The following is a 25,438-nucleotide window of genomic DNA, read 5'->3' on the forward strand; positions in this document are numbered from 1 at the left end:
GGACTATATCGACCACTGGCGGCTGGGCCGGGTGAAGTTCCTCACCGGCGACGACAAGTCGACCTGGTTCTGGCTGCTCAAGAACGGCTACGAGATGGCCTATCTGCCGGATGTGGCCTGCGTCTCGATGGAGACCCAGCCCAAGCCCGGCTTCGTCGAGAGCGCCATCACGCTTATGCGCCGCTGGTTCGGCAATATGCTGCGCACCAATGGCCGCGCCTTGGCGCTGTCGCCGACCAAAATCGGGCCGTTCGCCTGGTGGTCGATCCTCGACCAGCGCATCTCGATGTGGACGACGCTGACCGCGCCGGTCGGCATCGTATTGTTCTCGGTGTTTGTCGATCCGCTGATCGCGGTCGCCTACATCGCCTGGGTGATGGCGACCCGCTACGCCTATTGCTGGCTGCTCGCCAGCTTCGGCGGGCCATTCCCGATCAGCTACCCGTTCCTGCTCTATTTCGGCCAGCTGTTCGGCGCCGCGATCAAGACCTCGGTCATGTTCCGCCTCGACCGCCAGCGCTGGACCCGCCAGTCGGCGACCAGCGTCAGCAACAGCGGCGGCTCCGAAGGGCGGGTCCGCTCCATCAGCTCCAGCTACATGCACGTGCTCGCCCTGGGCCTGCTCGTCGCCGGAGTGATCTTCGTCACGGGGCTCCTCAGCCCCTTCCCGATCCATGCCAACTGAGGGCTCAGTAGCAATGACCGAAGCGCATGCAGAACTCGACAAACCAAAAGCCAGCAGAAGCGCCTCGCCTGCCCCGTTGGCGGCGGAACCCGCCGTGCACGGCGAACACCCGGTCATCCGGCTGCCGTTCAATGTCATCATCAACGGCCGCTCGTTCCAGGGCCACGCGCTCAGCATCGTCGGGGCGGAAGCCACCGGGCTGATCGACCCGCAACTGCATGGTCGCGTGCAGCTGGTGACGCTGGTGTTCAACTTCCCCGGTTACGCCATCAGCCTGCCGGTGGATGCGGCGATCGGCGCCGGCGCGCCGGAAGCCGGTACGGTGACGCTCCGCTTCCTCGAGCCGACCGGGCCGCACCTGCCGCAGCTGCGCTACATCCTCAACTCGGTGGTTGGTGGCGACTTGATCGGCGTCGACGGGCTGATCCGCACCGCTGACAAGCCCGAGAAGGTGAAGTCCGAACTGCCCAAGGCACAACGCTCCGCTTCGCAGGGCATCATGACCGGCATCCGCTGGGGCGCCTTTGCCGGCCTCGGTCTGCTGCTGGTCGGCTTCGTCGGGGTGAAGCTTTACGAGCGGCTGTTCGTCTTGCCGGTCACCGGGCTCTCGACCATTACGCTCGACGGCATGGATCTAAGGGCCATCAGCCCGGGCCAGCTCGATTTCGTCAATCCGGCGGCGACCAAGGGCGAGATCGCCTTCGCCATCCGCACCACCTCGGGCGAAGTGCTTGCCGTCTCCATGCCATGCGACTGCGTGGTGGCGCCGGGTGCAGCCGAGGGCGGCGCCACGGTGCTGGCCGGCGACACGGTGATGACCGTCGCGCCCAAGGATGCACCGGTGGTGATCTCTTCGAAGGTCGATGGCAACGGGCTCAGGGCACTCGCCTCGGGCGCCCATGCCGAGGTGCATATGCCTAGCGGTGCGGTAACCACCGCGTCACTCGATGCCAAGCAACTGCCGGGACTGCTGCGGAGCGCCACTGACGGCACCGCTATTCCGGTCACGCTCGTACCGGCCGCCCAGCTCGACCAGAGCACAGTGGGCTCGCCCGTCGACGTGCTGATCAAATCCGACCCGCTGGCGGCGGTGGGGCGGTTCTTCTCCTTCAACGGACCGGCGAACGAGGGCCACTAACATGAACGCCATCCATCCAGTCGTGCTTTGCGGAGGCGTGGGTACGCGGCTTTGGCCGTTGTCCCGCAGCCAGCAACCGAAACAGTTCCAGCCGATCGACCATGAGGGCTCGATCACCTTCTTCCAGACCACCGTGCAGCGGCACCGGGGCGAACTGTTCCACGACCCCGTGGTGTCGGTCGCCGGCGGACACCTGGGTACGGTCCGTCGCCAGCTTCGCGATGTACAGCGCAATGCGCGGATCATCGCCGAGCCGGTGGCGCGCAATACCGGGCCGGCGGTGCTGTCGGCGGCGCTGCTGATCGCCCGCACCGACCCCGATGCGGTGCTGCTGATCTGCCCGTCGGACCACGTGATCGAGGGCGACCTCAACTCTCGCATCCGGGAGTCGCACAAGGCGGCGGCGGATGGCTTGATCGTCACCTTCGGCATCAAGCCGCGCTACAACGAGACCGGCTACGGCTACATCATCGATGGCGGCGAGTTCTCCAACTATCGCGGCGTGCATCGGGCCGAGAAGTTCATCGAGAAACCGAACGCCCAGACGGCGCAGTCGCTGATCGAGACCGGGCTTGCCTACTGGGCTTCGGGCATTTCGCTGATGCGCGCCGATACGGTGATCGAGGAATATCGCCGTTTCGACCCGGTGACCTTCGGGGCGGTCAGCGCTTCGCTTGCCAATGCGGTCAGCGAAGACGGCGCCCTGGTGCTCGAGGAAGCGAGCTTCGGTTCGGCCGAAAGCCTGCCGACCGAGCGCGCGGTGTTCGAGAAATCGAAGACCGTGGCGCTGGCGCCGGCCGATGTCGAATGGGACGACGTGGGCGCCTGGGCGGCGTTCCACACCATCGGCAAGAAGTCCGAGGACAACAACGTCGTCAGCGGCGACGTGATGATGGTCAACTCACGCGGCAGCTATGTCCGTGGTTCCGATCGTCTGGTCGCGGTGGTCGGGGTCGACAACCTCGTCGTGGTCGACACCCATGACGCCTTGCTGGTGACCACCCGCGAGCAATCGCAGGACGTCAAGAAAGTGGTCGAGCAACTCAAGGCGCAGAGCCGCCGCGAGGCGGAGGATCACTCGTTCGGCGCCACCGACTGGGGCAAGCAGGGCAAGCTCGCCTCGGGCGCCGGCTACATGCTGCGGCACCTCACGGTGAACCCCGGCGCGACACTGCCGGTGGAAAGCGGCTCGGAGTTCCGGCGGCTGATGGTCGTCGCCTCGGGTGGCGGCATGCTGCACATGGGCAGCCGCCGCCGCGAGATCCGCGCCGGCGCCACTTTCGAGATTGGCCCGGAGCAGACCGCCGAGGTGATCAATGACGGTACAGGCCCGATGCAGGTCATCGAGGTCGCCTGCCATGTGGACGGCCCCCTGACGCACCTCACCCCGCTGCTGGAACTGGCAGCGGTGGCCGACGGGAGCCGCGAACATGCGTAAGGCGTGGGTCTGCGCAGGTTTTGCCGCCGCGGCATGCTCTCTCCCTTGGGCCGCCACGGGAGCCGACTACGCGCGGACCCTCGCCTATGAAAAGACCGTCGCCGCCCTCGCGGCGATGGTCGAGGCCGGCCGTCCGGCCACCGACCTCCAGTCGGCGGCCGCGCCTCTCGGTTTCAGCTATACCGCCGCCGAGCCGAAGCCGATGAAGGGGCTGGCGCTCGGTGGAGCGCAGGTCAGCGTCGTCTCGATCGACCTGGTGCTGAGCCAGCTGGCGCTGCAGGCCGGCGCCAACTACCACGTGGCCCTGCGCCAGGCGCAGGCGAAGCCGGAAGTGCTGCTGGTCGAAACCGGCGTCACCAGCCTCGCGCAGCTCTATGACGCAGTGACCGCGGCCAAACTCACCGGCGTGCTCGACAAGACCGACAGGGGCTATGTCGCACACCTGCCGATCGCGGTGTGGAACGGCGCGACGCTGTCGCTGCAACCGGGCGAGACGCTGCTGCTCGACCGCTCAACCGGGGCGTTCCTCCTCGCCTCCGGCAACCTCGTCGGCGAAGCCGCCGCGATCGCCGGGACCGGCGAGGCGAACCCGCGGCTCAAGGATTTCAACCCGTTCGTCGTGGTGGCCCTGTCGGGCAGCGCCCGGCTGGAGCGGATGACATTTGCCGATCTCGGCTATGGGCTGTTCCCGCCGCTCACCGGCGTCACCATCCTCGAGGGCGGTTTCTACGCCAAGCCCTCGCCCTCGCTGGTGCGCGACAGCCGCTTCGACAACGTCGGCTCGCTGGCGCTGGTCGACGCCGAAGCAGCCATTGTCGACGGCAACGTGTTCGGCGCGTCCTCCGGCCCTGCCCTGCTACTGAGCGGCGGCACAGATATCGCGGCTCGCGGCAACGTGGTGCTCGCCGGTTCGGCCGCCCACGGCATCAAGGTCACCGGCGGCGCCAGGTCCGTCGAGCTCTCCGGCAACATCGTCATCGATGCCGGGCTCAACGGCATCTTCGCCGACGCCGGCGCCGCCAACCTCCGGATCGATGGCAACCTGATCGCCGGCAGCAAGCGCTCCGGCGTCTCGGTCGCCTCGGCCGACTGCATCGACGTGACCGACAACTTGTTGCTGCAGAACGCCCAGTCCGGCATCGCAGTACGCGACAGCGCCGGCCTCAAGGTCAGCGCCAACCGGCTGATCGACAACGGCAATGCGGGGATCAGCGTGACGCATCAGCCCGATTACGGGGTGATCGAGATCGCTTCGAACGAGCTCGACGGCAACCGGGTCGGCATCAAGGGCTCGACCACGGCGCGACTCCAGTTCGCCATGAACGATTTCACCGGCCAGGCGCCGCGCCTGCTCGATGGCGAACTGGTGCAGTTCACCGATCGCTTCTTCAACCTCAGCGCCACCGACGCGACGCCGACGATCATCGACGGCCTGCAGCTGAAGTCCGGCGCCAAGCTCACACCCACCGGCGCCCTGCGCCCCACAAGCTGTACCTTCGAGGGGGATGCCTGATGGTCTTTTCGTCCGAGACGTTCCTGTTCCTGTTCCTGCCGATCTTCCTCGCTGCGTATTACCTGACGCCGCCGAAGTGGCGGAACCTGACGCTGTTGATCGAATCCTACCTGTTCTACGGCTGGTGGCGCTTCGACTTCCTGATGCTGCTCTGCGCCAATACGCTGTGGGCCTATGTGTTCTCGATCCTCGTCGAGAAGTATCAGGGGACGCCGAAGGCCAAGCTGTTCGTCGCCATCGGCGTCACCGGGCATCTGCTCGTCCTCGGGGTGTTCAAGTACCTCAACTTCTTCGTCGACAGCTTCGCCTCGCTGTGGGGGACGACGCCCGATGCGCTCGGTATCCATTGGCAGCTGCTGCTGCCGATCGGCATCTCGTTCTACGTCTTTCACTCGATCAGCTACCTGGTCGACGTCTATCGCGGCGATGCCAAGGTTTCGCGCAACATCATCGATTTCGCGGCGTTCCTCGCGCTGTTCCCGCAGCTCGTGGCTGGCCCGATCCTGCGCTACAAGGATCTGGCGCCGCAGTTCGAGCACCGCGAGCACAGCTGGGAGCTGTTCAACGCCGGCTGGCAGCGCTTCCTGATCGGCCTTTCCATGAAGGTGCTGATCGCCGACCCGGTGGCGCCGCTCGCCGACGCCATGTTCTCGGCCCCGAACCCCACTGTGGTCGAATCCTGGCTGGGCGCGCTGGCCTACTCGATGCAGCTCTATTTCGATTTCGCCGGCTACTCGGCGATGGCGATCGGGCTGGCGCTGATGATCGGCTTCCGCTTCGCCGAGAACTTCAACATGCCCTATATCAGCCGCTCGATCACCGAGTTCTGGCGGCGCTGGCACATCTCACTCAGCACCTGGCTCCGGACCTACCTCTACATCTCGCTGGGCGGCAACCGTAAGGGCACAGTCCGCACCTACGTCAACCTGTTCCTGGTGATGCTCTTGGGCGGGCTGTGGCACGGCGCGGCCTTCACCTTCATCCTGTGGGGCGTCTGGCACGGCGGCATTCTCGTCGTCGAGCGGCTCACCGGCTACGACAAGACGGCGCAGAACTACTGGTGGAGCCTGCCGCTCTGCTTCGTCGCCGTGGTGCTCGGCTGGGTGATGTTCCGCGCCCCCGATGTCGGCCAGGCGTTCCAGATGTATGCCGGCATGTTCGGCTTCAACGGCATCGGCATCCGCCCGGAAGTGGCCTGGATGGTGAGCCGCGAGGCGATGACCATGCTCGCCATCGCGATTGCCATCACCATTGCCGAACCGAAGATGCGGCACCTGTGGGAACCGCAGATCACCGTCAACGCCGACGGCACCGCCTCTGCGGCTGCGACCAGCCTGGTCAAGGCCGGAGCCCTCAGTGCGCTCGCCATCTTCTGCCTGATGCGGCTCGCCGAGCAGACCTACTCGCCCTTCCTCTACTTCCAGTTCTGAGGCCGGAAATGACCATCGAATCCAACCTCACCGCAAAGACCTTCGCCTCGGCTGCTCCCGCCTTTGCGCTGCCGGTGCTGTTCCTCGGCTATGCGGTGGTCGCCAATTATGAGTTCGTCACCGGGCTCGGACGCGACATCGCCGAGATGCCCAAGACCGCCTCGGCCTACCTGAGCGGCGAGGCCGCCGCCCAGATCGACACCTACTACAAGAAGATCATGCCGCACCGGCTGCCCTCGATCGATGCGATGGGCGCGGCGCGCTACCTCGCCTTCCGCGAGGGGCGTCCCGGCGTGGTGGTGGGCGAAGACGGCTGGCTGTTCTCCAAGGAGGAGTTCGAGGCCACCCTGAAGCGGACGCCCGACCTGAGCGAGGCGGCAGCCGGAGTGACAGAGGTTCGCGACCAGTTGGCCGCCAAGGGCATCGAGCTCGTGGTCGTGCCGCTGCCGGCCAAGGCCGATATCTACCGCGAGCACGTCAGCTACCCGGCGATCCCCACCGATCTCGAGCGGCTTTACGAAGACTTCCGCACCGTCCTCGACAATGCCGGGATCAACAACATCGAAACCCGCGCGCCGCTGCTCGAGGCCAAGGCCAAGGGCCAGCTGTTCCTCACCACCGACACGCACTGGACGCCGCTCGGCGCCGAGGTGGTGGCGGACGCCGTGGGGGCGGCGCTCGGCAAGCGCGACACCCCCTACAGCATCGCCGACACCGCTCCAGTGGAGCGTGAAGGCGACCTCTCGAAATTCATCGTTACCGGCGGGTTGGCACCTCTCGTCGGTCTGGGTCCGGAGACTGTCGTGCCGCGCGAGGCGTCTGCGCCCCCTGCAGCCTCGAGCACCGACATCTTCGGACCCTCCTCTATTCCCTTCGTCCTTACCGGCACCAGCTACAGCGCTAATCCGCAGTGGAGCTTTGGCGAAAGCCTCAAGGTCTCGCTGGCCTCGGACGTGCTGAACCTCGCCGAAGAGGGCAAGGGGCCAGTCGCCCCGATGCGCGCCTTCCTCGACAGCGCCACGCTGCGCGACACGCCACCCGAAGTGGTGATCTGGGAGTTCCCGATCCGCTACCTCGGCCAGACCCAGCTATGGAACGCCGAGCCGGCGAAGGCGGCGACCGAATGATCCGCGCGCTGGTCCTCATGGCCCTTGCGGTGGTGGGCTTCGCCGTCGCGGCCCCAGCCAGCGCCGCCACCTGCATGGTGCGGGTGCCGGAGTCGCTGTCGAGCAGCTCGGAGCGGGCGCGGCCAATGGTGCCGGGGCCCTGCAAACCCGGCCAGGGGACCAAGCGCGTCGCCAAGCCGGTTGATCCATTGAAGCAGATCCGTAACCGGATGATTGCCGGTAAGGACGTCAGCTACAAGGACCTGCAGACGCTGGCGGATTCCGGCGACAACCTGGCGCAGCTCAATCTGGCCAAGCGCATCGAGGCCGAGAACGATCCGGCGACGCTCGACGCCGCGGCCCGCTACTACCGGCGCGCTGCCGAGAATGGCCGTACCTCAGCGGTCCGGCCGCTGATCCGGCTGCTCAATGCCGATGTCTTCCTCGACCAGCCGAAGAATCTCGCCTCGTCGCAGGAGCTGCTCGAGAAGCTGGCCGCCGACGGTGATGCGGCGGCGCGCGATGGGCTGATCGCCATGTACCGCGCCGGCAAGCCGTTCGGGCTCGATCCGGCGCGTGCCGACGAGCTGCTGGTCGCCTCGGCCAAGGGGGGCGACGCCAAGGCGGCGCTCGACCTCGCCTTCGCCCTGCTCTCGGGCACGCCGGACGCAGCCAGGATCGAGGAGGCCAAAGGCTATCTCAAGGTCGCTGCCGCCTCCGACACGCTCAACATCCGGACGATGGCGGAGAACCTGCTCCGCACGCTCGAACCACAACTCACCGCCTCCACGGAGACGCCCCTATGAACAAAAACCTGCTGCTCGGTGCGGTCCTCGCCGCCGCGCTTTCGGCCAGCCCGGCGCTGGCCGCCAACTCGGCCTTTGGCTGCAAACACCTGGAAGACAACCCGACTCTGCCTTCGGTGGAGGGGCGTGACGGGTTCTTCTTCCGTATCTTTGCGGACCTGCGCATGCAGCACCCCTTCACCGAGGATACGGTGGCGCAGATGGGCAAGCTCGCCGAGGCGCTGAAGACGCACGGCACGACGATGCTCTATGTGCCGATCCCCACCAAGAGCGTGACACTGCCGACCTTCCTGCCCGACGAAGCCAAGCTCTTCGGTTTCGATGAAGACGTGGCGGTTGCCGTCTACGAGGACCAGGTGGCGCGGCTCAACGCCAAAGGGGTGATCGCAGTCGACCTGCTGTCGGCGCTGCGGACCACCAATGGCGGCGATCCGCCGTTCTTCCGCTCCGACTTCCACTGGACGTCGCGCGGCGCCGAAACGGCGGCGCAGACGATCGGCGGGATGATCAAGCAGTTGCCGGGCTACGCCGATGTCACGCCGGTCAACTACGAGACCAAGGCGACCGGCGCCGAGCTTGCCGTATCGGGCATGCGCCGCACCCTGCAGGCCTATTGCGTGCTTAGCCTGCCGCCGGTGATCAGCACCTCCTACGAGACGGTGGAAGTCGCCAGCGCCGATGCCAGCCTCGACATTTTCGGCGATAGCGGCGGCGAGACCGAAGGCGCCGCCAATGACGAGATCGCGCTGGTCGGCACCAGCTTCTCGGACGCCCTGGTGCCGAATTTCTCGGGCTTCCTCGCGCAATATGCCAGCCTGCCAGTCGCCAATATGGCGATCACCGGCGGCAACCAGTTCGGTGCCATCACCTCGTATCTCACTTCGCGCGAGTTCCAGGCCGACCGGCCGAAATTCCTCGTCTGGGAGAACCCGATCTACAACAACCTGGCGCAGTTCGGCACCGGCTCCTTGACCGAGCTGATCGCGGCGGCGCGCAATGACTGCCAGCCGGTCGGCAACACCCCTGATATCGACAAGGCCAAGGGGCTGTACCAGGCCGACCTGACCGGCACGCCGATCACCCCGAACCAGGTGCTGCTCGCTGATGCCGGCGACAACGGCAGCCGTGACGTGGTGCTCAACTTCGAGAGCACCGACGGGCGGACCTTCACCCGCGAAGTGCATCGCGGCGACCGCTTCCGCGGCACCGGCCGCTTCTTCATCCCGCTCGAGTCGCTCGACAGCCTGGAGCTGTCGAAAGTCTCGATCCAGTTCGATCGCCTCTCCGAGGAGAAGGCGACGATTTCCCTCTGCAACACCTAAGGAGAGCCAAGATGAAGCGCTCAACGAAACTTATCGCCCTGGCCAGCCTGATGCTGCTCAGCGCCACGCCTTTCGCCATGGCCCAGGATGATGGCCTCTACGATGCGCCGGTCGATCCGAACTCGGCCTTCGTGCGGGTCCTGGTGCCCGGCGCCGCTGTGGCGGTGGTGAACGGCACCACGGTCGACGACATCACCGAGGGGCTCTCGGCCTATGTGAACGTCCAGCCGGGCGACATTCCGGTCTCGGCCGGCGATGTGTCGGGCTCGATCACCACGTCACCGGGCGCCTATTACACCTATGCCTGGAGCGTCGAAGGCGAGCCGTTGGTGCTGCAGGACGATCCGGCCTCCGACCCCAGCAAGGCGACGGTCTACTTCTACAACCTCTCCGACCTCGCCAGCGTCGACCTGTTCGTGCCGGCCGCAAAGACCAAGGCCCTCGAAGGTATTGCCGGCGACACCGGCAAGTCGGTGGCGCTGAAGGCCCCGCTGACGCTCGATTTCGAGGTGCAGGCCGACGGCAAGCCGGTGGCGACCGTGGCCGCGCTCGACCTCAAGCGTCGCGGCGGTGTGTCGATCATCTTCACCGGCTCGAACGGCACCTATACCGCCGCCGCCGTCGAGAACGCCTTCTTCCGCGCGCAGTAATCGTCTGGTCTTTGACTTAGTCCCGCGCTTGAACCGGAAAGCCTGCGGCTTTCCGGAAAGCCAACCGGAGGCTCCGATGCCCTCATTCGTCCCCCGCCTCGCCGCCGCCCTGCTGTTCGGTTCGGGTCTCGTATCCGCCGCCGTGGCGGCGCCTGTCGAAGTCACCTTCCTGCCGCCGGAAATCCCGGCGCAGGAGGTCTGTGTTGCCAAGAAGGCCGACCCCGACGTGGTGGCCCGCTGGCAGGCGTGGGATGGGGCATCGGTGCCTGAAGGCGACCCCGAACTGGTGCTGCGCGACGCACGGCGGCTGCGCGACCTCAACCCGACCGGCAATTTCGAGCTGGTCGACAAGATGCTGATGATCGTCAGCAAGATGCCGGCGCCCAAGGTGCCGGATACGGCGATCGACCGGATCAACCTCTACCTCAAGGCCGGCAAGGTACCGCAGCTGCGTGAGACCGGCGTCATCGACGGCCTCGAAGCCAATGCGGGCGGCCTCGCCCCCAAGGCGCTCAACCTGCTGTCGACGCTCTATCTCGACGGGCTGGTGGTGAAAAAGGACCGGGAGAAGGGGCTCGGCTACCTGACCCGCGCCGCCATGGGCGGCAATGCCGACGCCCTGCTCCGCCTCGCCTCGATGAATATCGGCGGCGAACAGGTGCCGGGCTGGGAGCTCGATCCCAAGCTCGCCGTGACCATGGCGTTCGGCGCCCTGGTGGGGAAGCTCGATCCCGAAATCTGCGACCGTATCGGCCGCATCGCCCGCGAGTATTCCAAGGGCCTCGTGGTCAAGCAGGACCACAATATCGCCGAGCAGTGGTTGCGGCTGGCGGCCGATCTCGGTGATGCCGGCGCGGCCTGGAAGGTGGCGCAGCTGCACCTCGAGAGCGAGCTGATCGTCAAGAACAATGACAGCCTGCTGAAGTATCTCAACCTCGCCTCCGACCGTGGCGTCGCCGCAGCGCAGGTCGAACTGGGCAAGCTCTACGAGGCCGGCGCGCTGGTGCCGGAGGACAAGAACAAGGCCGAGGCGCTCTATGCCGAGGCCTCGGGGCTGGGCAGCCGCAACGCGCTGTTCCGGCTGGCGACACTGCTCGAGGAAGAGCAGATGATCCCCGAGAAGAAGCAGGCCTACGAAGCGCGGCTCACCGAACTGGTGGGCATGTCGCAGCCACCGGGCTGGGCGTTCTCGAAGCTGGCAAAGCTGGTGCTGGCGGACAAGGGTCGCTGGGCCGGCGAAGCCGAGGCCAAGGCGCTGCTCGAAAAAGGCGTGGCGCTGGAGGATGCGGATTCGGCGCAGGAGCTGGCCTTCATCCTGTTGCGGCACCGGGACGAACCGGGAGTGTTCGAACGGGCGACTGAGCTGCTCAGCTTTGCGGTCACCAACGCGGGCAAGATCGACCCCATGACCGACCTGCGGCAGGCCTATCTCTGCCGCGCGCCGAAGGGCGCCGACCTGCGGCTCGCGAGCTTCTGGCAACGGACCGAGGACGCGGCGGGCAACTCGACCGAGTTCATGGACTCTGACGATATCGGCGCGCTCGACCCCAAGGCCGACCCATTGGCGCTGGCCAAGCTCCAGACCCACGCGCTCTACGGGCGGCCGAACTCGGTGGCCTATTACGTCGACTACCTGAACCGGAATGGCGCCAGCCCGGAAATGCTGGCGTTCTGGCAATCGCGCATCGACCCGGTGCCGGCGACCATCGACGCGCTGGCACGGCAACGGCTGACCATCTCGCCGACGCCCGAAGTGATCGAAGAATCCATCGCGGCCCTGAAGCAGGCGCGCGCCGACGGCTTGCCGCGTGCGTCGGTGGACCTCGGCTCGGTGCTGCTCGACTACTTCCCGAGCGACGCCGAAAAGCGGAGCGAAGCCATCGGCTACCTGACCGAAGCAGCCCAGCAGGGCTCGGGCGAAGCGATTCTCCGCCTGCTGCCGATCATGCAGGCCGAGGGCTTCTCGGATACCGAGCTCCTGTCGCAGTACCAACAGGCGATCGAGCAGCGCGGTGACGCCGACGCACTGATCTTCGCGGCCTCCAACACCAAGGACGAGGCGCAGCGGCACGACTATCTCTATCGCGCCGCCAGCGTGGTCGATTGCACATTCGAAAACACCATCAAACTGGCGGGCGCCTTCGTTGCCACAGAGGATGACAGCGAGACCGAGCACTGGCTGCAGGTCAGCCTGCGGCTCGCCGGCGAGGATGGCTGGCGCCACACCGCCATTGCCGATCGCTACATGGCGATGGGCGGCGAGGAGCGGGCCAAAACCGCCATCGAGCTATTCGACCAGGCGGTAGCGCTGGGCGACGACGCCGCGGTGAGCCGGCTGGTGAAGATCTATGCCGACCCGGACAGCGAGGACTATGCCCCGACCAAGGCAGTGGCGATGTTCAAGCGGATGATCGACAGCGCTCAGGTGGCCGATCTCGGCAAGATCCGCGAGAAGGTGCTGAAGGCGCCGCCGGCGATCCAGACGGCGGTGATGGAGACGGTCGACTGGTCGGCCCGCTATGCGGCAGCCGCGGCCTCCGGCGATGCGGTGGCGATGCGCGAGCTGGCGCTCTACCTGCGTTCGACCGGCACCACGGTCGCCGAAGCCAGGGATGCCAGTTCGTGGCTGAAGCGTGCGGCCGAAGGCGGGGACGCCATCGCCATGGTCGAACTCGCCAAGGCCTACGCCATGGGCATCGGCATCGCGCCGTCGATCCAAGAGGCCACCGTGCTGCTGAAGGATGCGGCCGGGCTCGGCAATCCCGAGGCGCAGCGGTTGCTGGCGTCGATGGCAGTGGAGAACTGAGATGCGGATTGTTCTTCCCCTGATCGCGGCGATGACGCTGGCGCTCGGAACTTCGGCCCCGCACGCCGAGGACAAGCCATTCGCCTGCCCGGTGGTCCCCGCCCCGGTGGTGGCGCTCAATTTCGGCAGCCGCTACACCGATGACAGCAAAACCCGCTCGGATATCGACGAGGTGTCCAATGCCGAAGTCGATCGGGCTCTGCAGCCGGTGGAGAAGTTCATCGGCGAGCTGATGAAGATGGCCAACACCGCCCTGATGGACGGTGACACCGCCCGCGGCGCATGTGTGCTCGACTGGCTCGACCAATGGGCGGCGGCCGGAGCGCTCACCGAGCTCGAGACGCTGAACGTCAAGCTGGCGATCCCGGCCCGCTATGCCGGGCTGGCTATCGCGCTGCTGCAAGCGGAGACTGCCGGGCCGCTCGATCCGGCCAAACGCCAGCGGGTGGTCGCCTGGCTCACCGATGTGGGCACTGCGATGGAGCAGTTCTTCGACAATGATGCTCCGAAGAACGCCAAGCGGGCGAACCTGCGCGCCTGGGCCGGGCTTGCCGCCGCGGCCATCGGGCGGCTGAACGGCGACACGGCAATGCTGGACTGGGCCAAAGGCAGCTTCGAACTCGTCACCTGCCAGGCCTCGCCCGATGGCAGCCTGCCGCTGGAGATGAACCGGGCCGACAAGGCGCTGAACTACCAGCTCCACGCCACGGCGCCGCTGATCGTCACCGCCGACCTGCTGAAGGCCACCGACTATGATGGTTATGCGGCCTGCGACGGTAAGCTCAGCAGCATCGCCGCGTTCAGCCTGAGAGCGATCGAGGATCCGTCCATCGTCGAGAAGATCAACGGCAAGGAGCAGACCTTCCAGACCGGCAAGCAGGCACTGGAGCCGTTCATGCTGGCCTGGGTGGAGCCGCTGCTCCGCCACGCCCCGGATCCGGCGACCGATGCATTCGTCGAGACCCTGCGCCCGCTGGCGCATGCCAAGCTCGGCGGCAACCTGACCCGGCTGGGCGATTGGGTTGCGAAGCTTCCGGCATCAACTAGTTAACCCTTCCGCCCGAATGACGGCGCCGCCTGCCCAATATGAGGCGGGCGGCGCTTTTCATCGCGGGTTCAGGTAGGTACCGTTAGAGCGCGGTAGAAAACTGCGCTTAAGCTCTGTTGCTTGGCCCACAGCGCGCTTTCCGAATGAAAGCGAAATTGTACTTTGTCCAAGAAGCGTTCCTTAAAAGATTCTGCAGTAGGCCCGCGCCCGAACAGTCGGGGGCTCGTCCGACTTCGCCGCTCCCTTTCAGAAAGTGTGGCCGTGGTCTCTGCAACTGGTGTTGATGCACCCGCCGATCTGGGTGCGCGTTTTTCATCCGTCCTCGCCAAGCTCGGTGGCCGCAAGGTCAGCACCGATGTGCTGTTCGAGACGTTAAGACTCGAAACGCTGGATTGGGGCATCGACAACAATGTCGAGACCTCCCCCGTTGCGTTCGAACAGAAGCCAGTCACGGCAGACGACGAGCGCTAAGTCACTGCACCGCGATAACTTCGCGCAGCGTAATCGCGCCGCGGGCTCGTGCACGGCCCAAAATGCGTCATAAGTTTGGCAGCGACCGCTGCCAGGCGCAAGTTATTGCAAGTTCACACCGTTCGAAACCGCACACTTGCTAGCGCTGGCGCTCGATTCTCGCTGAATCGACAACAACATATCGCCACTTCGTGCCGTTTCGCACAATTGTCGGTTGTTTGTCGAAAATGCAACAACACCCAGCATTTACCGACTTGTTAAGGACTCGGGGGACGAGTCCGCCTAAACTCTTCGATGCATGGGGCGTCTTCTCGCTCTATTATTGGAGGGTTGACTATGCGGACGAGACTTTTAGCTCTCGGTGCGACCTGCGTTTTTGCCACTGGCGCGGTTGCGGCCGATCTCCCAATCATCGAGCCGATCTATTCTACCCCGCTCTACGACTGGAACGGGTTCTATGCCGGCATCAACGCCGGCTATGGCGGCGGGGTATTCAAGCACCCGTTCCAGCTCATCGGGCCAGAGCCCGAGGGAGAAGTCGGGGCGGCCCTGGTTCCTCCGGGCCCCGGTGAGATCATCTTTGCCACCGGTTCTGCTGACGTGACGGCCGGCGGCTTCGTCGGCGGCGTGCAGGCCGGCTACAACTGGCAGTGGAACCAGAACGTCCTGCTTGGTATCGAGGCCGACATTCAGGGCTCTTCGATCGATGGCCGCGTATCGCTCAACATCACCGACGAAACCGGCGAGTTCCTGCCGCCCGGCGAATCCGCCGACTTCGACCTCGGCACCCGCCTCGACTGGTTCGCCACGCTGCGGCCGCGCATCGGCTGGGTAAACGATCGCTTCGTGGTCTACGCCACCGGCGGCCTCGCCTGGGCCCAGACGACATCGTCGATCAACGGCACCATCGTGGGGCAGACGGTGATCGACGAGTCGATCACCAATGACCGCTTCGGCTGGACTATCGGCGCCGGCATCGAGTACGCGCTGACCGACACCATCACCTTCAAGACAGAGTATCTCTACACCGACCTCGGCAGCGAACAGATCGTCGATGCCGATTTCGGCGACGGCTTCAACTTCTCCGCCGACAGCGACGTGGCGTTCCATGTCGTGCGCGCCGGGCTCAACTTCCAGTTCTAGAGCGCTTTCAGGAAAACCGCTCCAGACAGACGCGAGCTACCTGCCCCTCGGTTCATCCGGCCGGGGGGCTTTTCTGTCTCCGTATTAACCCCAACGCTAACAGTTGATCGTCTGGCGCTTGCAGACATCCCGGCTTAGTGCTTTGTTAACTTACCCGTTTTGCGGCGGATCAGCACAAATCGGGCGCCTGGCGCCCGCATTTGATTTGGAGTTGGTCATGCGTAAACGCGATCTTCTACAGCTTGCCGGCGCCTGCGCGTTCGGCTTGCTTGCGACGCTCTCATACTCTTCGACAGCGACTGCCGCTGGTCTTTCCGACAAGCAGAGAGCCCATATCGAGGAGTACATCCACTGCAAGACCCTGCTGTTGACAGATCTCGCTGCCTTCGAGGCAGAGCAGCCGCCTTGCGGCGGTACCGCCCTCGAAACGCGGTCGATCTTCCCGACCGGCAGTGGCGGCGGCCACATCCGCAAGCCAACCTGCGAATACCCGACGTACTCCTTGCTGACGGAATCCGAGTATCCGCCTTCCTGCGAGCAAGTGAACTAGCCGCTCAGCTTCCCGCGGCGGTCACGTAGCAGCCGCCGCCATCAGCCTTGATGGCGGCGCAGATCGCGTTGGCGCGTTCGAGCGAGGGGGCCGGGAGCTGCACGCGGAAGATGTCGCCAGCGCTCTCCACCTCGGGCCTGGTCTCGCCGAACAGGGTGCTCCAGCGGCCTTCAATATAGCTGCGCGAGCGCTCGGCCTCGGCTGCGTTCGACTGGCTGGAGAGGTAGACGATTGCCGCCCCGCCCCCCGTGGCGGGATCGGCCGGCTGCTCGAGCGCGACCGTGATGCTCAGCGGGTCGCCGCTCAGGATGCCAAACTCGCTGAGCTCGGCAGGGCTGAACACGTACATGTCGTCGGGTGGCGTGCGCAGCATGTGCGAAATCACCTGCTGATGGACGCCAAACTCCTCGAGCGCATCGAGCACATCGCCTAGCGTGGTCTGCGCCAGCACCAGGTCGGCCACCTCGGCCGAGATCTGGTGGACGCCGAGCTCGCCTTCGGCCTGCCGATCGATGCCGGCAAAGAAGATGTAGGCACAGGCGGAGTAGCACCCCATGTCGCGCGGCACGAAGGTGGTCAGCCGGCGCTTGTGGATTTCGTCGGCCATCTTCAGCGCTGAATCGACCGAGCCGCCCGGGCTGTTGAGCGCCACGACGCGAACGTTCGGGCGGGCGGCCAGAGCCCGGTCGAACTCGGCCGACGTCTGGTCGGTGATATCGGCGTTGAGGAGGATCAGCTCCGGCTGATCTTCGGGCAGGACGAAGGCGCCGCGTGGTGGCGCACCACCGGTGCCTTCGGCCTTTTTCAGCTCGTCGGGCGGCGGCAGGTTGCCGAGCGGAGTGAAGTGCGAGGCGATATAGACTGACGTCACGGCGCCCTCATGGGCGTAGTCCTTGCCCCAGGCCAGCGAGTAGCCGACGGCCTCACCAGCGGCGCTGACGAACATGGTGTAGAACGAATAGTCGCCGATCTGCCCGGAGACGACGAAGCGCCCTGCCCCAAAACTGCGATAGGTGACGGTGCGCTCCGGATCGGGGCTGGTCATCACATCTAACAGCGCCTCGAACGACTGGTCGGCGAGCGAGACATGCATCGTTTCGAGCGAGAACTCGCCGTCCTCGCTGACATAGGAGGTGCCGGCATCGGTCGGGTTGCGGATCGACAGCAGCCGCAGTGGGATCATCATGGCGACATGCGCCGGCGTGTCGCTGACCAGCTCGATGCCGAGCCTGCTGTCGACCTGCCCGGCCTGATCGCGCAGCGAGCGGCGCTCGAAATCGGTGAGCACCCCAGTGCCCGCCCGGCCCTGGCTCTTCTGAAACGCGGCGATGGCCTCGAAGGTCCCGCGGCCGAACTGACCGTCGACCAGATACTGGTAGTGCCCGAGCAGGATCAGGTCGGTCTGGGTGGCGGAGCGCTCGTCATCGCTCAGGCGTTCGAACCACAGCTTCGAATCGTCGAACGACGCGTACGCGGCAGCGGTCGATGCCCACAGGAGCAGCAGCCACAACAGGAGCCGGAACGCGTTGCGCATGAGATACTAGCCAATCAACCCGACCGGCATTGTCGCATCGATCGGAGGGCGGCGCCAGCCGATGGCGAGGTGTTCACAGCTAAGTCGCCCCGCCCAATCTCACCTCCCCACCGGGTCATTCCCGCGAAAGCGGGAAACTCTGTTTGGGGAGTTTGCGGAAGGCACCGAAAACGGAGGCCCCCGCTGTCGCGGGGGTGACACCGAGTGTGTGGCGAGAGCGTGCCGACAAATAATCGACTAGATCGAGTACCCGGTGTCCCACTCGAAGACGCGGGCGTAGAGGTCGTCGGCCATCTGTACCGGGTCCTGCAGCGCGCCGTGCAGTACGATGTCGGGCTTTTCCGGCGTCTCGTAGGGGCTTGAAATGCCGGTGAAATTGTTGATCTCGCCGCGGCGCGCCTTGGCGTAGAGGCCCTTGGGATCGCGGGCTTCGCACACTTCGAGCGGAGTGTTGACGAACACTTCGGTGAACTTCACGTCGCCGGCCACTTCGCGGGCCAGCCGGCGCTCGTTGCGGAACGGCGAAATGAACGAGACGATGACGATCAGCCCGGCATCGGCCATCAGCCGCGCCACTTCGGCGACCCGCCGGATGTTCTCGACGCGGGCCTCGTCGGTGAAGCCGAGGTCCTTGTTGAGGCCGTGGCGGACATTGTCACCGTCAAGGATGTAGGCGTGGCGGCCTTCGGAGGTGAGGCGCTTTTCGATGAGGTTGGCGACCGTCGATTTGCCGGAGCCCGAGAGACCGGTGAACCAGACGATCTGCGGCGTCTGGCCCTTCATCTCGGCGCGGACCCGGCGGTTTACGTCGAACGACTGATAGCTCAGGTTCTTGGCGCGCTGCAGGCCGTACTCGATCACTCCGGCGCCGAGCGTAGCGTTGCTGATGCGGTCGATCAGGATGAAGCTGCCCGTCAGCGGGTTGTCGCCATAGCTGTCGAAGGCGATCGGCTTGTCGGTGGCGATGGTGACGGTGCCGACTTCGTTCAATTCCAGAGTCGTTGCAGCCGATTGCTCGAGCGTGTTGACGTTGGTTCTGAACTTCAGCGCGGTGATCGAGGCCGGCACCTGCTGGGCGCCAAGCTTGAGCAGGTAGGAACGGCCGGGGATGGCCTGCTCGTCGCTCATCCAGACCATGCGGGCCTGGAACTGGTTGGAGTAATCCGGCGTCTGGCCTGGGTGCACCAGCACGTCGCCGCGCGAGATATCGACCTCGCGATCGAGCACCAGGGTCACCGCCTCACCAGCGATGGCGTGCTGCTGGTCGCCGTCCATGGTGACGATACGGCTGATCTTCGCGGGCTTACGGGAAGCCGCGACCAGGATGTCGTCGCCGACCTTCACTTCGCCGGAGGCCAGAGTGCCGGAGAAGCCGCGGAAATCGAGGTTCGGGCGGTTCACCCACTGCACCGGGAAGCGGAACGGCTGCTCGACGCGGTCGGTCGCGACCTCGATGCTCTCGAGGTACGGCACCAGTTGCGGGCCGTTGTACCAGGGGGTCTGCGGGCTGGGGGTGAGGATGTTGTCGCCCTTCAGCGCCGAAAGCGGGATGGCGACAAGGGTCTCGAAACCAAGTTCCCTCGCGAACTCCCGGTATTCCGCTTCGATGGCGTTGAACACATCGGCGTCATGGCCGACGAGGTCGATCTTGTTGACCGCCAGCACGACGTGCTTCACGCCGATCAGGCTCAGGATAAAGCTGTGGCGGCGGGTCTGCGTCAGCACACCCTTGCGGGCGTCGATCAGCACGATGCCGAGATCGGCGTTCGAGGCGCCGGTTGCCATGTTGCGGGTGTACTGCTCGTGGCCGGGCGTATCGGCGACGATGAACTTGCGCTTGTCGGTCGAGAAGAACCGGTAGGCGACGTCGATGGTGATGCCCTGCTCGCGCTCGGCGGTGAGCCCATCGACCAGCAGCGAGAAGTCGATGCCTTCGTCGCCAGTGGTGCGGTTACGGCTCTCCTTGCGGAGGCTGGCCAACTGATCGTCGAGGATCAGCTGGCTATCGTAGAGCAGCCGGCCGATCAGCGTCGACTTGCCGTCGTCAACCGAGCCGCAGGTGAGGAAGCGCAGCAGGCTCTTGTCGGTCTGCTCGGCGAGCCAGAGTTCGAGGGCGGTTTCGGCGGACGAGGCAGTCATGGGTACGCTGGCCATCAGAAGTACCCTTCCTGCTTCTTCTTCTCCATCGAGCCGACACTGTCGGAGTCGATGAGGCGCCCTTCGCGCTCCGAGGTGCGGGAGGCCTGCATTTCCATGATGATCGACGGCAGATCGGCAGCGTCGGAGCGAATTCCGCCGCTCAGCGGATAGCAGCCGAGGGTGCGGAAGCGGATCATCTCCTCGCGCGGCGTTTCGCCGGGGTTGAAGCGGAAGCGGTCGTCGTCGACCATGATGAGGGTGCCGGAGCGCTCCACCACCGGGCGGCGGCGGGCGAAGTAGAGGTCGGGGATCTCGATGCCCTCGGCGTAGATGTAGGTCCACACATCGAGTTCGGTCCAGTTCGAGATCGGGAACACCCGCATGCTCTCGCCGGGCGCCAGCCGCGTGTTGAAGATGCGCCACAGCTCGGGCCGCTGGTTCTTCGGATCCCAGGCGTGCTGGGCGTTGCGATGCGAGAAGATGCGCTCCTTGGCGCGTGACTTCTCCTCGTCGCGGCGGGCGCCGCCGATGGCGGCGTCATACTGGCCGGCATTGAGGGCCTGGCGCAGCGCCTGGGTCTTCATGATGTCGGTATGCACGGCCGAGCCGTGATCGAACGGGTTGATGCCGGCTGCCAGCCCATCGGGATTGGTGTGTACGATCAGGTCGAGATCGTGCTGGCGCGCCATGCGGTCGCGGAACTCGATCATCTCGCGGAACTTCCACCTGGTATCGATGTGGAGGACCGGAAACGGAATGCGGCTGGGGAAGAAGGCCTTCCGCGCCAGATGCAGCAGCACGGACGAATCCTTGCCGATGGAATACATCATCACCGGCCGCTCGAAGCTTGCCGCGACTTCGCGGAAGATTTCGATGCTTTCGGACTCGAGGGACTTCAGGTGGCTGAGGCCACGCGGGCCGACGGAACTCATTTGCACTGAAGAACCATGTTGGGCGCTGGGGAACCATGTTGCAACGGCAGTGAAATACGCGCTCAACAGGAGGGCGGCAAGCGCCACTAGACTACCAAAAAAGTCAACTATTCCGCCTATTTGCGCATATCAGGCGTTGTAAAGGTGGAGCTTGTCGGATGATCGTCATGACAAGAACGGCTGCGTCGGGGATACCAAGCAAAGGAAAATCTATTCCATGACTGGAACGACGCTGGTCTGGCTCAGAAACGACCTGCGGATCGCCGACAACCCGGCGTTATCAGCGGCGTTGAAGCACGGCATGGCGCGCGCCGTCCACATCGAGGCGACCGACGGCAGGCTGCGGCGGCGCGGCGCAGCGAGCCGCTGGTGGCTGCATCACAGCCTCAACCGGCTGGCGGAAGAGCTGGCGCAGCTTGGCGTGGCACTCGACACCGTCGAGGGTGAGGCCCAGACAGAACTGTTCAAGGCGATCGCCGCGCATGGCTCCGACGCGGTGTACTGGAACCGGCGCTATGGACGGGCGGAGCGCGAAATCGATGCCGCCATCAAGGCGCGGCTGAAGCGCGAAGGCATAGCGACCGAGAGCTTTGCCGCCAATGTGCTGGTCGAGCCGTTCGAAATGGCAACCGGCACCGGCAAGCCCTACTCGGTTTACACGCCGTTCTGGAATGCGCTGAAAAAGCAGGACATCGCGAAGCCGCTGCCTCGGCCGCGCCACGGCGAAACGATCCGGCCGCAGCGCGTCGACAGCGACTATCGCGAGGCAGACTGGGGCCGGAAGCTCGGCAGGCACTGGCAGATCGGCGAGGCGGCAGCGCGCGAGCGGCTCGATCGGTTTCTCGACGAACTGGTGCTCGACTACCCCGGGGATCGCGACATCCCCAGGAAGGCGGCGACATCCGGGCTGTCGCCGCACCTGGCGTTCGGCGAGATCAGTCCACGACAGGTGTGGCACGCCGCGCAGGCGATGGCGCAGCATGCGCCGGCGAAGGCCTCGGCGATCGACAAGTTCCTGTCGGAGCTGGGCTGGCGGGACTTCAACTACAACCAGCTCTATCACCGCGATGACATCGCCACCGTGCCGATGGTCGCGAAGTATGGAGGGCTCAAATGGCGGCATGCCGATGCGGCGTTCGAAGCCTGGCAGCGTGGGCGAACCGGCATTCCGATCATCGATGCGGGGATGCGCGAGATGTGGGAGACCGGGGTGATGCACAACCGCGTGCGGATGCTCACCGCGTCGCTCCTCGCCAAGAACCTGCTGATCGATTGGCGGAAGGGCGAGCAGTGGTTCTGGGACACGCTGGTCGACGCCGATGCGGCGAACAACCCCGGCAACTGGCAATGGGTGGCGGGCAGCGGGCTCGATGCTTCGCCGTATTTCCGGATCTTCAACCCGGTGACACAGGGCGAGCGGTTCGACCCGGCCGGCGACTATGTGCGGCGCTGGGTACCGGAAGTGGCAGGGTTGCCGGACAAGCTGGTGCACCAGCCGTGGGAGGCACCGGATGCCGCGGCGCTCGACTACCCCGCGCCGATCGTCGACCTCAAAGTTTCGCGCGAGCGGGCGCTGGAGGCGTTCAAGGCGTTGTAGCGCCTGAGGCAAGGTCCGAAATTCCGACAATCCCGATGACCGCGCGAAATCCTGCCCTTTCTCAAGCGGGCCGGAAAATCCCATACCATTCCGCAGCTTAAGCCTTGGCAGTGGAGAGGCTGCCGCCTAGGTTCAGGCCAACCTTCACAGCCCACCTTCCGGCCCCATGACCAACCACCGCGACGTTATTTCCGCCATCGGCAACACGCCCCTGATCCGGCTCAATCGCGTCTCCGACGCGACGGGTTCGGAAATCTGGGGCAAGGCGGAGTTCCTGAACCCGGGGCAATCGGTGAAGGATCGCGCCGCGCTGTTCATCATCCGCGACGCCGAGAAGCGCGGGCTGCTGCGGCCGGGTGGGACAATCGTCGAAGGCACCGCCGGCAATACCGGCATCGGGCTTTCGATGGTGGCCAATGCGCTGGGCTACAAATCGGTGATCGTGATTCCCGAGACGCAGAGCCAGGAGAAGAAGGACGCACTGACGCTGCTCGGCGCCGAACTGATCCAGGTCCCCGCCAAACCCTACAAGAACCCGAACAACTACGTGAAGCTGAGCGGCCGGCTGGCCGAGAAGCTGGCCAAGGAACTCCCGGGCGGCGCGATCTGGGCCAACCAGTTCGACAATGTCGCGAACCGGCAGGCGCATATCGAAACCACCGGTCCGGAGATCTGGGAGCAGACCGGCGGCAAGATCGACGGCTTCGTTTCGGCAGTCGGCTCGGGCGGCACGCTGGGCGGCATTTCGATGGCGCTGAAGGCGAAGAACCCGAACGTCCAGATCGCCCTAGCCGACCCCGAGGGCGCAGCGCTTTACAGCTACTACACCACCGGCGAGCTCAAGAGTTCTGGCAACTCGATCACCGAGGGCATCGGCCAGGGGCGCATCACGGCGAACCTCAAAGATATCGTGGTGGATCGCGCCTACCAGATCCCCGACAGCGAGGCCCTGCCCTATGTGTTCGACCTGCTCGAGCACGAGGGGCTCTGCCTCGGTGGCTCGTCGGGCATCAACATTGCGGGGGCGGTACGGCTGGCGCGCGACCTCGGGCCGGGCAAGACCATCGTCACCATCCTTGCCGACTACGGCAATCGCTATCAGAGCAAGCTGTTCAACCCAGAATTCCTGCGCTCGAAGAACCTGCCGGTGCCGCATTGGCTTGAAGCGAGGACGCCCATAGACTGGCAGTCAGTCGTTGAGGCGGAGCCGGTTGCGTGACTGAATTCATCTTTCGCGAGGACAGCTATGTCCGCTCGCTGCCGACGCTGGTCACGGCGATTACGCCCGAGGGCGGGATCGTGCTGGACCGGACGATCTTTTATGCGACATCGGGCGGCCAGCCCGGCGATACCGGCCGGCTGGAGCGGGCCGATGGCAGCTTCGTCAGCCTCAGTGGCACCATCCACCCCGATGGCGACAAGACGGTAATCGTGCACCTGCCGGCCGAGGGCCAGCCGACGCTGGCGGTGGGCGATGAGGTGATCGCGCACCTCGACTGGGAGCGCCGGCACAAGCTGATGCGCATGCATACGGCGCTGCACCTCGTGACCGTGGTCCTCCCCTACCCGATCACCGGTGCTGCGGTGGGCGAGGACAAGGGGCGGGTGGATTTCAACCTGCCGGATGTCCCCGAGGCGGCCGAGGTCGAGCGGAGGCTCAATGACCTGGTCGAGGCGGCGCTGCCGGTCTCGGCGGAGTGGATCAGCGACGCCGAGCTCGAGGCCAATCCCGGGCTGATCAAATCGATGAACGTCAAGCCGCCGATGGGCCAGGGCCGCGTGCGGCTGGTGCGGATCGGCGATGTCGACCTGCAGCCCTGCGGCGGCACGCACGTCAAGAACACCAGCGAGATCGGCCTGCTGCGGCTCGGCAAGATCGAGAAGAAGGGCGCGATCAACCGCCGGGTGTCGGTGGTTTTCGGGTAGAGGCGCGCCCGGCGCCCCTCATTCGATTGGTGGAGCCCAGATCAGGCCGCCGTTGATCCAGAGCGCGTTCTGGCCGCGAACCACGGCGGCGCCGGTGGCGGGGCCGAAGTTGCGCTCGAAGATCTCGCCGTAATTGCCGACCGCTCTGATGACATTGGCGATGAACATCGAGTCGAGCCCGATGCTGGGACCGAACGTGCCTTCGAGGCCGAGCAGGCGGCGGATGCGGTGGGTCTTGGCCGCGGCGAGCGAGCCGATATTGAGTGAGGTGACCCCGGCCTCCTCGGCATCGATCAGCGCATAGAGGGTCCACTCGACGATGTCGAACCACTGGTCATCGCCGGAGCGGACCACCGGACCGAAGGCATCCTTGGAGATGCGCTCGGGCAGGATGCGGTGGGTCGCCGGTTCCGGCAGGCTGCGGCGCATGGCGTTGAGGAAGCTGGCGGAGGCAGAGACAGCGTTGCAGCGCCCTTCGCGGTAGGCGACGGTCAGATCTTCACGGTCCTCGTACAGCACCTCGGTGTAGGTCGCCTGGGTGCCGAAGAAGAACTCACGCAGGTTGGCGAGCCCTTCGGGGGCATCGACGATGCAGACGCGGACATCGTCGAGCTCGTAGGCCGAGACGACGCCGAGCGACTGCGGCACCATGATTGCCTGCCCGTCGTAGAACGAGGTGGCGACATAGCTGGCGCCATAGCCGGTGTCGCGGCGCATGGTCCAGGGGGCGTTGCGGGCGATCAGATCGATGCTGCCGGTCTGCAGCTGGGCGAAGCGGCTATCGCCCGAGAGCGGCACGAATTCCATCTTGCTGGCGTCGTTGAACACCGCAACCGCCACGGCGCGGCAGAAATCGACATCGAAGCCGGTCCAGCGGCCATCGGCGCCGGGCTGAGCAAAGCCTGGCAACGGGTCGGCGGTGGCGCAGATCAGGTGGCCGCGGTCACGGATCGCCTGCAGTGTCGGACCGGCCATAGCGGGCGCCGCGGGCTGTGCCGAGGCCCAGGACGGGCTCAGTGTCGCGATAACAAGAATGACGCGGACGAGGCCACGCCAAACGGCCTGAACCGTCATGGTCTAAACGCTGCTCCAACTCGCCCTCGGCGCGCAATATCCCGATCGGGGGTGACCGGGTCAAGGCGGCTTTGTGGCCCAGCGCACGCAGGGCGACCGCCTGCGACATGCGATAGCCCTGCGCGTGAAG

Annotated in this window: 22 protein-coding genes; 17 read left to right on the forward strand and 5 right to left on the reverse strand. The window is 65.4% G+C overall.

From position 1 onward, the window contains the following. The 14 genes from VW23_RS09330 to VW23_RS09395 all read left to right on the forward strand — a co-directional run. On the forward strand, nt 1–685 hold a 685-nt coding region (locus VW23_RS09330; protein WP_141728283.1), incomplete at its 5' end, for a glycosyltransferase. Nucleotides 686–779: 94 nt separating this feature from the next. Then, entirely contained in the window at nt 780–1,823 is a 1,044-nt protein-coding gene (locus tag VW23_RS09335) for a hypothetical protein (RefSeq protein ID WP_141728284.1), read from the forward strand. Nucleotide 1,824: 1 nt separating this feature from the next. Next, the gene (locus VW23_RS09340; protein ID WP_084645835.1) at nt 1,825–3,261 is read left to right on the forward strand and encodes a mannose-1-phosphate guanylyltransferase/mannose-6-phosphate isomerase; all 1,437 of its coding nucleotides are present in this window, start codon (nt 1,825–1,827) and stop codon (nt 3,259–3,261) included. Then, nucleotides 3,254–4,774 (forward strand): right-handed parallel beta-helix repeat-containing protein, encoded by a 1,521-nt coding sequence (locus tag VW23_RS09345; RefSeq protein WP_084645837.1) that lies wholly within the window; start codon nt 3,254–3,256, stop codon nt 4,772–4,774. Before VW23_RS09340 ends, VW23_RS09345 begins: the two co-directional genes overlap by 8 nt. Next, the gene (locus VW23_RS09350; RefSeq protein ID WP_069909310.1) at nt 4,774–6,204 is read left to right on the forward strand and encodes an MBOAT family O-acyltransferase; all 1,431 of its coding nucleotides are present in this window, start codon (nt 4,774–4,776) and stop codon (nt 6,202–6,204) included. Before VW23_RS09345 ends, VW23_RS09350 begins: the two co-directional genes overlap by 1 nt. Before the next feature lie 8 nt (nt 6,205–6,212). Beyond that, nucleotides 6,213–7,331: an alginate O-acetyltransferase AlgX-related protein gene (locus VW23_RS09355; protein ID WP_069909311.1), complete on the forward strand. Its 1,119-nt coding sequence runs from the start codon at nt 6,213–6,215 to the stop codon at nt 7,329–7,331. After that, nucleotides 7,328–8,116 (forward strand): hypothetical protein, encoded by a 789-nt coding sequence (locus VW23_RS09360; protein ID WP_141728285.1) that lies wholly within the window; start codon nt 7,328–7,330, stop codon nt 8,114–8,116. The genes VW23_RS09355 and VW23_RS09360 overlap by 4 nt, the downstream gene beginning before the upstream one ends. Continuing rightward, nucleotides 8,113–9,438, forward strand: a complete 1,326-nt coding sequence (locus VW23_RS09365; protein WP_069909313.1) for an alginate O-acetyltransferase AlgX-related protein — start codon at nt 8,113–8,115, stop codon at nt 9,436–9,438. Before VW23_RS09360 ends, VW23_RS09365 begins: the two co-directional genes overlap by 4 nt. A gap of 11 nt (nt 9,439–9,449) precedes the next feature. Beyond that, nucleotides 9,450–10,088, forward strand: coding sequence for an alginate O-acetyltransferase AlgF (locus VW23_RS09370; protein ID WP_069909314.1), 639 nt, complete (start codon nt 9,450–9,452; stop codon nt 10,086–10,088). 76 nt (nt 10,089–10,164) lie between these two features. Then, on the forward strand, nt 10,165–12,894 hold the full coding sequence (locus VW23_RS09375) for a tetratricopeptide repeat protein (protein WP_069909315.1): 2,730 nt from the start codon (nt 10,165–10,167) through the stop codon (nt 12,892–12,894). A gap of 1 nt (nt 12,895) precedes the next feature. After that, nucleotides 12,896–13,945 (forward strand): alginate lyase family protein, encoded by a 1,050-nt coding sequence (locus VW23_RS09380; RefSeq protein ID WP_069909316.1) that lies wholly within the window; start codon nt 12,896–12,898, stop codon nt 13,943–13,945. Between the two features lie 159 nt (nt 13,946–14,104). Next, on the forward strand, nt 14,105–14,413 hold the full coding sequence (locus VW23_RS09385) for a hypothetical protein (RefSeq protein ID WP_141728286.1): 309 nt from the start codon (nt 14,105–14,107) through the stop codon (nt 14,411–14,413). Nucleotides 14,414–14,749: 336 nt separating this feature from the next. After that, entirely contained in the window at nt 14,750–15,556 is an 807-nt protein-coding gene (locus tag VW23_RS09390; protein WP_069909318.1) for an outer membrane protein, read from the forward strand. A gap of 217 nt (nt 15,557–15,773) precedes the next feature. Further along, a complete protein-coding gene (locus tag VW23_RS09395; protein WP_069909319.1) occupies nt 15,774–16,106 on the forward strand; it encodes a hypothetical protein in 333 nt (110 codons plus the stop codon). A gap of 4 nt (nt 16,107–16,110) precedes the next feature. On the opposite strand, the gene VW23_RS09400 is transcribed toward VW23_RS09395, so the two are convergent. From VW23_RS09400 to cysD, 3 genes are all read right to left on the reverse strand, one after another. Next, nucleotides 16,111–17,640: a peptidoglycan-binding protein gene (locus VW23_RS09400; protein WP_069909320.1), complete on the reverse strand. Its 1,530-nt coding sequence runs from the start codon at nt 17,638–17,640 to the stop codon at nt 16,111–16,113. A gap of 237 nt (nt 17,641–17,877) precedes the next feature. Then, nucleotides 17,878–19,794 carry a sulfate adenylyltransferase subunit CysN gene (gene cysN, locus VW23_RS09405; RefSeq protein ID WP_069909321.1) on the reverse strand — a complete coding sequence of 639 codons (1,917 nt, stop codon included), beginning with the start codon at nt 19,792–19,794 and terminating at the stop codon, nt 17,878–17,880. Next, the gene (gene cysD, locus VW23_RS09410; protein WP_069909322.1) at nt 19,794–20,711 is read right to left on the reverse strand and encodes a sulfate adenylyltransferase subunit CysD; all 918 of its coding nucleotides are present in this window, start codon (nt 20,709–20,711) and stop codon (nt 19,794–19,796) included. The genes cysN and cysD overlap by 1 nt, the downstream gene beginning before the upstream one ends. 217 nt (nt 20,712–20,928) lie before the next feature. On the opposite strand from cysD, the gene VW23_RS09415 reads away from it, so the two are divergent. The 3 genes from VW23_RS09415 to VW23_RS09425 all read left to right on the forward strand — a co-directional run bounded on the left by VW23_RS09415 (nt 20,929) and on the right by VW23_RS09425 (nt 24,234). Then, nucleotides 20,929–22,308, forward strand: coding sequence for a cryptochrome/photolyase family protein (locus tag VW23_RS09415; RefSeq protein ID WP_069909323.1), 1,380 nt, complete (start codon nt 20,929–20,931; stop codon nt 22,306–22,308). Between the two features lie 166 nt (nt 22,309–22,474). Further along, entirely contained in the window at nt 22,475–23,527 is a 1,053-nt protein-coding gene (locus tag VW23_RS09420; RefSeq protein ID WP_069909324.1) for a cysteine synthase A, read from the forward strand. After that, nucleotides 23,524–24,234, forward strand: a complete 711-nt coding sequence (locus tag VW23_RS09425) for an alanyl-tRNA editing protein (RefSeq protein WP_069909325.1) — start codon at nt 23,524–23,526, stop codon at nt 24,232–24,234. Before VW23_RS09420 ends, VW23_RS09425 begins: the two co-directional genes overlap by 4 nt. Before the next feature lie 18 nt (nt 24,235–24,252). On the opposite strand, the gene VW23_RS09430 is transcribed toward VW23_RS09425, so the two are convergent. Together VW23_RS09430 and VW23_RS29325 are read right to left on the reverse strand one after the other, a co-directional pair. After that, nucleotides 24,253–25,209 carry an amino acid ABC transporter substrate-binding protein gene (locus tag VW23_RS09430; RefSeq protein WP_210184494.1) on the reverse strand — a complete coding sequence of 319 codons (957 nt, stop codon included), beginning with the start codon at nt 25,207–25,209 and terminating at the stop codon, nt 24,253–24,255. Continuing rightward, nucleotides 25,178–25,438, reverse strand: a 261-nt coding sequence (locus VW23_RS29325) for a hypothetical protein (protein ID WP_210184495.1), incomplete at its 5' end; no start/stop codon positions are given. The genes VW23_RS29325 and VW23_RS09430, both read right to left, overlap by 32 nt.

It is taken from the genome of Devosia insulae DS-56 (assembly GCF_000970465.2).
GTDB classification, from domain to species: domain Bacteria; phylum Pseudomonadota; class Alphaproteobacteria; order Rhizobiales; family Devosiaceae; genus Devosia_A; species Devosia_A insulae.

Excerpts from the sequence above, each read along its gene's own strand:
- VW23_RS09420 (WP_069909324.1), top strand. The coding sequence starts at position 22,475 with ATGACCAACCACCGCGACGTTATTTCCGCCATCGGCAACACGCCCCTG.
- VW23_RS09395 (WP_069909319.1), top strand. The coding sequence starts at position 15,774 with ATGCGTAAACGCGATCTTCTACAGCTTGCCGGCGCCTGCGCGTTCGGC.
- VW23_RS09390 (WP_069909318.1), top strand. The coding sequence starts at position 14,750 with ATGCGGACGAGACTTTTAGCTCTCGGTGCGACCTGCGTTTTTGCCACT.
- VW23_RS09345 (WP_084645837.1), top strand. The coding sequence starts at position 3,254 with ATGCGTAAGGCGTGGGTCTGCGCAGGTTTTGCCGCCGCGGCATGCTCT.
- VW23_RS09360 (WP_141728285.1), top strand. The coding sequence starts at position 7,328 with ATGATCCGCGCGCTGGTCCTCATGGCCCTTGCGGTGGTGGGCTTCGCC.
- VW23_RS09355 (WP_069909311.1), top strand. The coding sequence starts at position 6,213 with ATGACCATCGAATCCAACCTCACCGCAAAGACCTTCGCCTCGGCTGCT.
- VW23_RS09375 (WP_069909315.1), top strand. The coding sequence starts at position 10,165 with ATGCCCTCATTCGTCCCCCGCCTCGCCGCCGCCCTGCTGTTCGGTTCG.
- VW23_RS09350 (WP_069909310.1), top strand. The coding sequence starts at position 4,774 with ATGGTCTTTTCGTCCGAGACGTTCCTGTTCCTGTTCCTGCCGATCTTC.
- cysD (WP_069909322.1), bottom strand. The coding sequence starts at position 20,711 with ATGAGTTCCGTCGGCCCGCGTGGCCTCAGCCACCTGAAGTCCCTCGAG.
- VW23_RS09415 (WP_069909323.1), top strand. The coding sequence starts at position 20,929 with ATGACTGGAACGACGCTGGTCTGGCTCAGAAACGACCTGCGGATCGCC.
- cysN (WP_069909321.1), bottom strand. The coding sequence starts at position 19,794 with ATGGCCAGCGTACCCATGACTGCCTCGTCCGCCGAAACCGCCCTCGAA.
- VW23_RS09365 (WP_069909313.1), top strand. The coding sequence starts at position 8,113 with ATGAACAAAAACCTGCTGCTCGGTGCGGTCCTCGCCGCCGCGCTTTCG.
- VW23_RS09370 (WP_069909314.1), top strand. The coding sequence starts at position 9,450 with ATGAAGCGCTCAACGAAACTTATCGCCCTGGCCAGCCTGATGCTGCTC.
- VW23_RS09400 (WP_069909320.1), bottom strand. The coding sequence starts at position 17,640 with ATGCGCAACGCGTTCCGGCTCCTGTTGTGGCTGCTGCTCCTGTGGGCA.
- VW23_RS09380 (WP_069909316.1), top strand. The coding sequence starts at position 12,896 with ATGCGGATTGTTCTTCCCCTGATCGCGGCGATGACGCTGGCGCTCGGA.
- VW23_RS09430 (WP_210184494.1), bottom strand. The coding sequence starts at position 25,209 with ATGGCCGGTCCGACACTGCAGGCGATCCGTGACCGCGGCCACCTGATC.
- VW23_RS09340 (WP_084645835.1), top strand. The coding sequence starts at position 1,825 with ATGAACGCCATCCATCCAGTCGTGCTTTGCGGAGGCGTGGGTACGCGG.